Consider the following 7,493-nt stretch of genomic DNA (forward strand, 5'->3'; position numbering starts at 1 on the left):
CCCGGACGCGGCCCGGCGAACGGCCGGCCCCGCCGTGACCACCGCCACTCGCTCTCGTTGGACGGGTAGACCCGCTCACCCCGGAGAGGCCCCCGCGATGCACCGACTCCTCGCCGCCGTCCTCGGCGTCGTCACCGCTGCTGCCAGCCCGCTGCTCGTCGCCCCCGTCGCCTCGCCGGCCACGGCGGCGGCGGTCACCACCACCGACGGCTGCGTCCAGAGCGTCCCTGACCCGGGTACGACGACTCCGGTCGACATCTGCTTCACGCTGTTCCGGCCGGCGGGTGCGTCGGCCTCGAGCCCCGTGCCGATGGTGCTGCACAGCCACGGCTGGGGCGGCAGCCGGACGAAGGACCCGGCGTCGTTCTCCTACCTGACCGATGCCGGCTTCGGCGTGCTGAGCTTCGACCAGCGCGGCTTTGGCGAGAGCGGTGGCCAGGCCTACATCGAGAACCCCGACGTCGAGGGCAAGGACGTCCAGCGGATCGTCGACCTCGTCGCCGCACAGGACTGGGTGAAGAAGCAGAAGCCCGGCGACCCGGTGCTCGGCGCAATCGGTGGGTCGTACGGCGGCGGCTACCAGTTCGTCGGCGCCTTCAGCGAGCTGCGCGACCGCGGCGCGACCCGGTTCGACGCGCTGGTCCCGGAGATCACCTGGTGGAGCCTCACCGAGAGCCTGTTCCCGCAGGGCGTCCCGCGCACCGAGTGGGCCGCCGCCCTCACCGCGGCTGCCCTCCCGACCAACGCGCTCCCGCCGCTCGTGCTGCAGGGCTTCGCCGAGACCAGCGCGACCGGCAACGTGCCGTCGTACCTCTACGACTTCCTCGACAAGAACGGTCCGGAGTGGCACGTGCGGCAGGGCCGCAGGCTCGACGTGCCGGTGCTCTTCGGGCAGGGCGCCACCGACAACCTCTTCCCGCTCGACCAGGGCCTCACCAACTTCGAGAGGGCCCTGACCGACAAGGCCCGCAGCCGCAGCATCTTCGTCGGCTACAACGGCGGCCACATCCTGCCGTCGCTGCTCCCGGGTGGCACCAACCTCGACATCCCGCTGGTCAACACCGACGCGTGCTCACCCGAGCTGGGCAGCGCGTCCTTCGCCGACCTGGGGCTGCGCTTCCTCCAGCAGAACCTGCAGGGCAAGCGGACCGGACTCACCGGCTTCGGCAGCTACCACCTGACCACGGCCGGCGAGCGGTGCGTGACCGTGCCGTCGGTCGCGCCGTCGACCACCGTCCCGCTCGGCGACGTGGTCAGCACCGTCGGCGTCGGCGTGCCGATCTCCTACCCGGTCGCGCAGGGTCCGCTGACGATCGCGGGCTCGCCGACGCTCGACGCGAAGGTCACGACCGTCGGCCTCGACAACCGCGCCTTCCTGGCGCTGTCGGTCGGCACCAGCCCGCTCGACGCCAAGATCGTGCAGAACAACATGCTGCCGATCCGCGAGAACGGCATCGTGATCGGCAAGCCGCGCACGGGGGTCGAGCTGCCGTCGGTCGCCGTCGACGTACCGGCCGGGAAGACGCTCTTCCTCACCGTCTCGCCCGTCTCCGACATGTCGCTCGGCTTCAACAGCCGCGTGGTCGGTGCGATGAAGCTCCGCGACGTGCAGGTGAACCTGCCGGTCACGACGCGCTGAGTCAGAGCGGGAGGGAAGCCTCCACCAGCCCGCCACCCGCAGTCGCGGTCGCCCTCAGCGTGCCGCCCACCTGGAGCGCGCGCTCGCGCATGGAGGACATGCCGACGCCGGGCACCCACGCGGCGTCGGACCGACCGTCGTCGCGGACGGCGATGACGAGCTGACGCTCGCGCACCTGCATCGTCACGGTGGCAGTCGACGCGGCGGCGTGCCGGGCGGCATTGGTGAGCGCCTCGACGACGATGCGGTACGCCGCGACCTCCGTCGCCGCCGACAGCGCGGGCAGGTGGTCGTCGATGTCGACGGTGACCGCGAGCGGCGTTCCGGACGAGGAGTGCAGCGTCGCCGCGTGCTGCCGTACGGCGCCCACGAGACCGAGCTGGTCGAGCGCGGGCGGTCGCAGGCCCTCGACGAGCCGGCGGATCTCCGCGATGGCGGCCGCGGTCTCGGTGCGCAGCCCGACCAACAGCTCGTCGGCCCGGTCGGGGTCGGTGCGCAGCTGGTTGCGCGCCGCGTCCGTGGCGAAGGCGACGCCGCTCAGGGTGGGGCCGAGCCCGTCGTGGAGGTCGCGTCGGAGCCGCCGTCGTTCCTCCTCGACCGCCGTCACCGTGGCCTCCCGCGACTCCCGCAGGTCGCGGCTCATCGCCTGCGCGCGCAGCGTCTGGGCGAGCAGTGGCGCGACGATGCGCAGCACGTCCTCGTCACCCGACGACAGGGACAGGTCTCCGGCACGGAGGCCGACCACCACCTCGCCGACCTCGTCGGTGCCGAGCCGCAGCGGGAGGGTCCGCGTGTGGGTCACCTGTGTCCCGGACGACGCGAGCACCTCACCCCCGGTCCGGATGCTCGCGTAGGGCAGGACGAGCGCCTCCCGGACGGCGTCGAGCGCGAGCGCGGGGTCGTCGCCGATCCGGTCGGCGACGGAGGTCGCGGCGGCCAGCGGGTCGGGGCGGTCGCCGAAGAGCAGTTGGTCGACGACACCGCGCAGCAGCACCTGGAGGGGTCGTACGCCGAACGCGAGGAGTGCGCACAGCGCCGCGAGCGGCGTGGTCCGCATGGGCTCGCCGCTGACGACCTCGACGACCGAGGCGAGGCCGATGGCTGCAGAGAGGAAGGCGACGAAGACCGTGGTGGAGACGACCGCGCGCGTGACCAGTCCGCGTACGTCGACCACCTCGGGCCGCACGATCCCGACGACCATCGCCACCGGACCGACGGCGATGCTCGCGACGAAGAGCGTGTCCAGGTCGCTGAAGACCCCCCGGCCGGCCGACTCGCTGAGGAACGCGAGGAAGGCGACCACCAGCCCGGCCGTGATCCACGCCAGGGTGCTCCACGTCAGGGCCCGTCGGTCCTCGGACGAGCCCGTCTCGAACGCCCACCAGGCGTGCAGGAGCAGGGCCGTGCCGATCACGTAGCCCATCGGGACGAGGGTGGCCGGCCACGCCACCGCCAGCAGGCCGCCGCCGACGATGACGACCAGCAGGACGAAGGAGAGCGGATCGCGCCAGGCCAGGCGTGGGTAGGCGAGCACGGCCAGCGGCAGCAGCAGGGCGCCGCCAGCGCGGAACGCCGTCGCCGCCAGCGGGTCGGCGTCGACGACGACCAGTCCCCAGCCCCCCACGAGCAGCGCCCCCGCGAGCTGGAGAGCGGCTGCGCTGGCGCGCGCACGACCGCTCTGCCACACGACCCAGCCGGAGGCCGCGGTCACGACGCCGACGGCAGCGGCGACGACCAGGTCGGCGGTCACGACCCGCCCAGCCCGCCCTGCCGGGCCCGCACGATGGCGGCCGAGCGGTCGGCCACCTCGAGCTTCACGAAGATCGACGAGATGTGGTTGGCCACCGTCTTCGGCGACAGGTGCAGCCGCCCGGCGATCTCCGGGTTGCGGATCCCGGCCGCGACGAGGTCGAGCACCTCGCGCTCGCGTGCGGTCAGGCCGGGGAACGGGTCGGCGGCGGGCGGCGGAGCGGCGAAGTAGCCCAGCACCCGTTGCGCGACACCCGGGCTGAAGATCGCCTCGCCGGCGACGACCGCGCGGATGGCCCGGTCGATCTCGCCCTGGTCCGCCCCCTTGAGCAGGTAGCCCTGCGCCCCGGCGCGCATCGCGCCGAACACGGTGTCGTCGTCGTCGAACATCGTCAGCACCAGCACGGCCACGCCGGTCGTCGCGTCCCGGATGCGGCGGGTGGCCTCGAGGCCGTCGATGCCGGGCATCCGGATGTCCATCAGGACCACGTCGGGCTTGGTGAGGACCACCTCGCGCACGCCCGCCTCACCGTCGGTGGCCTCGCCGACCACCTCGAACCCCGGCAGCGACGCGAGCAGCGCCCGCAGGCCTCCCAGCACGACCGGGTGGTCGTCGACGAGCACGACGCGGATCGGGTCGGTCGGGGCCATGGATCCATGCTCCCGCGTCCGGGCGGTCCAGACCCGGGATCCTGCACCTATCCGACCCGGGAGATCTCCCGCAGGATGGGGACCGTACGCCGATGCCGGCACGCCTCGGGGCGGCCACGGTGGTCGCACCAACCACCGCTGCCATCAGAGGAGCCAGCATGACCGCCGCCACGAACACCGCCACCACCCCGGAGGCCGTGACCCGCACCGTGTGGAGCACGAAGAACAAGGTCGGGTTCGTCCTCGCGATCGTCAACGCGATCGTCAACCTCCCGAGCGTCTTCTTCCCGACCGACACCGGCGGCAACGACGGTCCGCCCTTCGCCATCATGCTCGTCTGCACGATCCTCTCGGCGGTCGCCCTCCCGGCCACGATCGTGGCCTGGCGCAACGGCAGCCGGCCCGCGAACCGGCTCGCCGCGGCCAGCCTGATCGTGGTCACGCTGACGTCGCTCCCGGCCTTCTTCGTCGACGTCCCTGCGGGCCTCAAGCTCGCCGTCGCGGGCGGCGTGGTCTGGACGATCGCGATGGTCGTCCTGATGTTCGCCCCGCCGAAGCGGGGCTGAAACCGGGTGCACCCGCGGCCGCCGGCTCCTAGGCTGGCGGTCTCGCCCCGCCCCTGGGGCGGACGGGCTCCGCAGGTCCGCCTGCGCGGCGACCGTGATCCGTGAACAGTGGTCCGACCACATCGGCAGGGGCTGACCGGCGGACCCGATCCCATCGATCGGGTCCGCCGTAGCCGTGGCCACTCGGTCTCAGAGCGCCGCGACGACCTCCGTGCCCTGCTTGATCGCGCGCTTCGCGTCGAGCTCGGCAGCGACATCGGCTCCGCCGATCAGGTGCACCGTGGCGCCGCCGACGAGGTGCGCCTCGCGGTCGAGGGCGTCGTACAGGCTCCGGACCGACTCCTGGCCGGCGCAGACCACGACCGTGTCCACCTCGATCACGCGCTGCTCGCCGTCGACGGTGACGTGCAGGCCCTCGTCGTCGATGCGGTCGTAGGTCGCGCCGCTGACCTGGGTGACCTGGGACTGCTTGAGCACCGCGCGGTGCGCCCACCCCGACGTCTTGCCCAGCCCGATGCCGATGGGCGTGGTCTTGCGCTGGACCAGGGTGACCTCGCGCGCGGGGGTGCGCGGCTTGGCCTCGGTCAGCCCGCCGGCCGTGAGGGCCGGGTCGCCGACACCCCAGTGGGCCATCCAGTCGTCCAGGTCCTCCTGCTCGTGGGTCAGGAAGACCGACACGTCCACGCCGATGCCGCCTGCGCCGATCACTGCGACGCGACGACCGGGGACGACCGCGCCGCTCAGCACGTCGGCGTACGACGCCACGCTGGCGTGGTCGATGCCGGGGATGTCGGGCATCCGGGGCTCGACGCCGGTCGAGACGATCACTTGGTCGAAGCCGGCGAGGTCGGCGGCGGTGGCCTCGGTCGAGAGGCGCACGTCGACGCCGAGGACCTCGAGGCGACGGGTGAAGTAGCGCAGCGTGTCGGCGAAGTCCTCCTTGCCGGGGACCGCCATCGCCAGCCGGAACTGTCCGCCGAGCTCGGGCGACTTCTCGAAGAGGGTCACGGCGAAGCCGCGCTCGGCCGCGCTGGTCGCTGCGGCCAGGCCTGCGGGACCCGCGCCGACGACGGCGACGGTCTGCGTGCGCATCGTCGGCGTGAGGAGCAGCTCGGTCTCGTGGCAGGCGCGCGGGTTGACCAGACAGGAGGCGCGCTGGTTGGAGAAGACGTGGTCGAGGCAGGCCTGGTTGCAGGCGATGCAGGTGTTGATCTCGTCCGCGCGCTCGTCCATCGCCTTCGCGACGAAGGCGGGGTCGGCCAGGAGCGGCCGGGCCATCGAGACGAGGTCGGCCTCACCGGCCGCGAGGATCTCCTCGGCGAGCTCGGGGGTGTTGATCCGGTTGGACGCGCAGACCGGTACGTCGACGACCTGCTTGAGCCGGGCCGTGTACGACCGCCACGCGCCCCGCGGCACCTGCGTGATGATCGTCGGCACCCGCGCCTCGTGCCAGCCGATGCCGGTGTTGAAGACCGTGACGCCCGCGGCCTGCAGGTGCAGCGCGAGCTCGGCCGTCTCCTCCCACGTCTGGCCGCCCTCGACGAGGTCGAGCAGCGATATCCGGTAGACGATGGGGAAGTCGGGGCCGACCAGCTCGCGCGAGCGTCGTACGACCTCGACGGCGAAGTGCATCCGGCGCGCGGCCGATCCGCCCCACTGGTCGTCGCGGTCGTTGGTGCGCGCGGCGAGGAACTGGTTGATCAGGTAGCCCTCGGAGCCCATGATCTCGACCGCGTCGTAGCCGGCCTTCCTCGCGAGAGCGACGCTCTTGGCGAAGGCGGTCGCGGTGTGGTCGACCTCCTTGGCCGACATTGCGCTCGGCTTGAAGGGCGTGATCGGGGACTTCTTGTCCGACGCGCTCTGCGACAGCGGGTGGTAGCCGTAGCGACCGGCGTGCAGCACCTGCAGCGCGATCGCGCCCCCGGCCTCGTGCACCGGACCGGTGACGCGCTGGTGCCGCGCGGCGTGCAGCCGGTTGGTCATCTCGGAGGCGAACGGCTTGAGCCAGCCGCGCTTCGTCGGCGCGTAGCCGCCGGTGATGATCAGCCCGACGCCGCCGCGCGCCCGCTCCTCGAAGAACGCCGCGAGCTTGTCGATGTCCCACGGGTGGTCCTCGAGCCCGGTGTGCATCGAGCCCATCACGACGCGGTTGCGCAGCGTCAGCGCGTCCGGGCCGGTGCCGAGGGTGATCGGCTCGAGGAGGTGGGGGTAGCGGGGGTGCGTCATGCGCTTCTCTCTCCGTGGGCGTCGAGGTACTCAGTGATCCAGTCGATCCAGAACCGCTCGAGCCGCAGGCCGCCGCGCAGCACCAGCCACTGGTCGAGCGCCACGCCGTCGAGCGCGGCGGGGTCGGGGAACTGCTCGCGCTCGAACGTCTCGTAGCGCGCCAGCCGCGTCGCGTGGTCGGCCCGCAGGTCGACCAGCTGGGCGAGCAGCCGGGCCCGGTCGCCGTACGACGCCCCGCGGAGCTTGACCGCGAGCTCGCTGCGGAAGGTCTCCGTCTGCAGCGGTGCCGCGAGCCACTCGGCCAGCACCGCGCGACCGGTCGCCGACGGCGTGTGCACGCGCTTGTCCGGCCGACCCTCCTGCTCGACCACCTCGACCGTGACCCAGTCGTCGGACTCCATCCGTGCGAGCACGCGGTAGATCTGCTGGTGGGTGGCGTGCCAGAAGAAGCCGAGCGACTTCTCGAACCGCCGGGTGAGCTCGAGCCCGCTCGCCGGGCGCTCGCTCAGCGCGACGAGGAGCGCGTGCTCGAGGGCCATGCCCGGAGTGTGCCCGACCTATGCAACGAGTTGCAAGGTGGTCTGGGTCACCTCCGGGTGTGGGGGGGGGGGGGGGGGGGGGGGCCAACCCCGGGCGGGGCGGGGGGCTGGTGGGGGGGCGCG

Annotated in this window: 6 protein-coding genes; 2 read left to right on the plus strand and 4 right to left on the minus strand. The window is 72.7% G+C overall.

Going from position 1 to position 7,493, the window contains the following annotated elements; translation table 11 throughout:
• The first annotated feature begins 97 nt into the window (after positions 1–97).
• A complete protein-coding gene (locus L2K70_RS13465) occupies positions 98–1,639 on the plus strand; it encodes an alpha/beta fold hydrolase (RefSeq protein WP_236402665.1) in 1,542 nt (513 codons plus the stop codon).
• A 1-nt stretch (position 1,640) separates the two neighbouring features.
• Here the strand turns inward: L2K70_RS13465 and L2K70_RS21715 are convergent, their stop codons facing one another.
• Complete coding sequence (locus tag L2K70_RS21715) at positions 1,641–3,389, minus strand: sensor histidine kinase (protein WP_236402666.1); 1,749 nt, start codon at positions 3,387–3,389, stop codon at positions 1,641–1,643.
• Positions 3,386–4,039 carry a response regulator transcription factor gene (locus L2K70_RS13475; RefSeq protein ID WP_236402667.1) on the minus strand — a complete coding sequence of 218 codons (654 nt, stop codon included), beginning with the start codon at positions 4,037–4,039 and terminating at the stop codon, positions 3,386–3,388. Before L2K70_RS13475 ends, L2K70_RS21715 begins: the two co-directional genes overlap by 4 nt.
• A gap of 158 nt (positions 4,040–4,197) precedes the next feature.
• Here L2K70_RS13475 and L2K70_RS13480 point away from each other — a divergent pair, with 158 nt between their 5' ends.
• Positions 4,198–4,605 carry a hypothetical protein gene (locus L2K70_RS13480; RefSeq protein WP_236402668.1) on the plus strand — a complete coding sequence of 136 codons (408 nt, stop codon included), beginning with the start codon at positions 4,198–4,200 and terminating at the stop codon, positions 4,603–4,605.
• Between the two features lie 189 nt (positions 4,606–4,794).
• Here the strand turns inward: L2K70_RS13480 and L2K70_RS13485 are convergent, their stop codons facing one another.
• Complete coding sequence (locus L2K70_RS13485) at positions 4,795–6,831, minus strand: NADPH-dependent 2,4-dienoyl-CoA reductase (RefSeq protein WP_236402669.1); 2,037 nt, start codon at positions 6,829–6,831, stop codon at positions 4,795–4,797.
• Positions 6,828–7,370 carry a PadR family transcriptional regulator gene (locus L2K70_RS13490; protein ID WP_236402670.1) on the minus strand — a complete coding sequence of 181 codons (543 nt, stop codon included), beginning with the start codon at positions 7,368–7,370 and terminating at the stop codon, positions 6,828–6,830. Before L2K70_RS13490 ends, L2K70_RS13485 begins: the two co-directional genes overlap by 4 nt.
• Positions 7,371–7,493 lie beyond the last annotated feature (123 nt).

It is taken from the genome of Nocardioides potassii, assembly GCF_021648885.1.
In the GTDB taxonomy this organism is placed as follows: domain Bacteria; phylum Actinomycetota; class Actinomycetes; order Propionibacteriales; family Nocardioidaceae; genus Nocardioides; species Nocardioides potassii.

Coding starts and splice junctions, on each gene's coding strand:
- L2K70_RS13480 (WP_236402668.1), top strand. CDS start 4,198: ATGACCGCCGCCACGAACACCGCCACCACCCCGGAGGCCGTGACCCGC.
- L2K70_RS13485 (WP_236402669.1), bottom strand. CDS start 6,831: ATGACGCACCCCCGCTACCCCCACCTCCTCGAGCCGATCACCCTCGGC.
- L2K70_RS13465 (WP_236402665.1), top strand. CDS start 98: ATGCACCGACTCCTCGCCGCCGTCCTCGGCGTCGTCACCGCTGCTGCC.
- L2K70_RS13490 (WP_236402670.1), bottom strand. CDS start 7,370: ATGGCCCTCGAGCACGCGCTCCTCGTCGCGCTGAGCGAGCGCCCGGCG.
- L2K70_RS13475 (WP_236402667.1), bottom strand. CDS start 4,039: ATGGCCCCGACCGACCCGATCCGCGTCGTGCTCGTCGACGACCACCCG.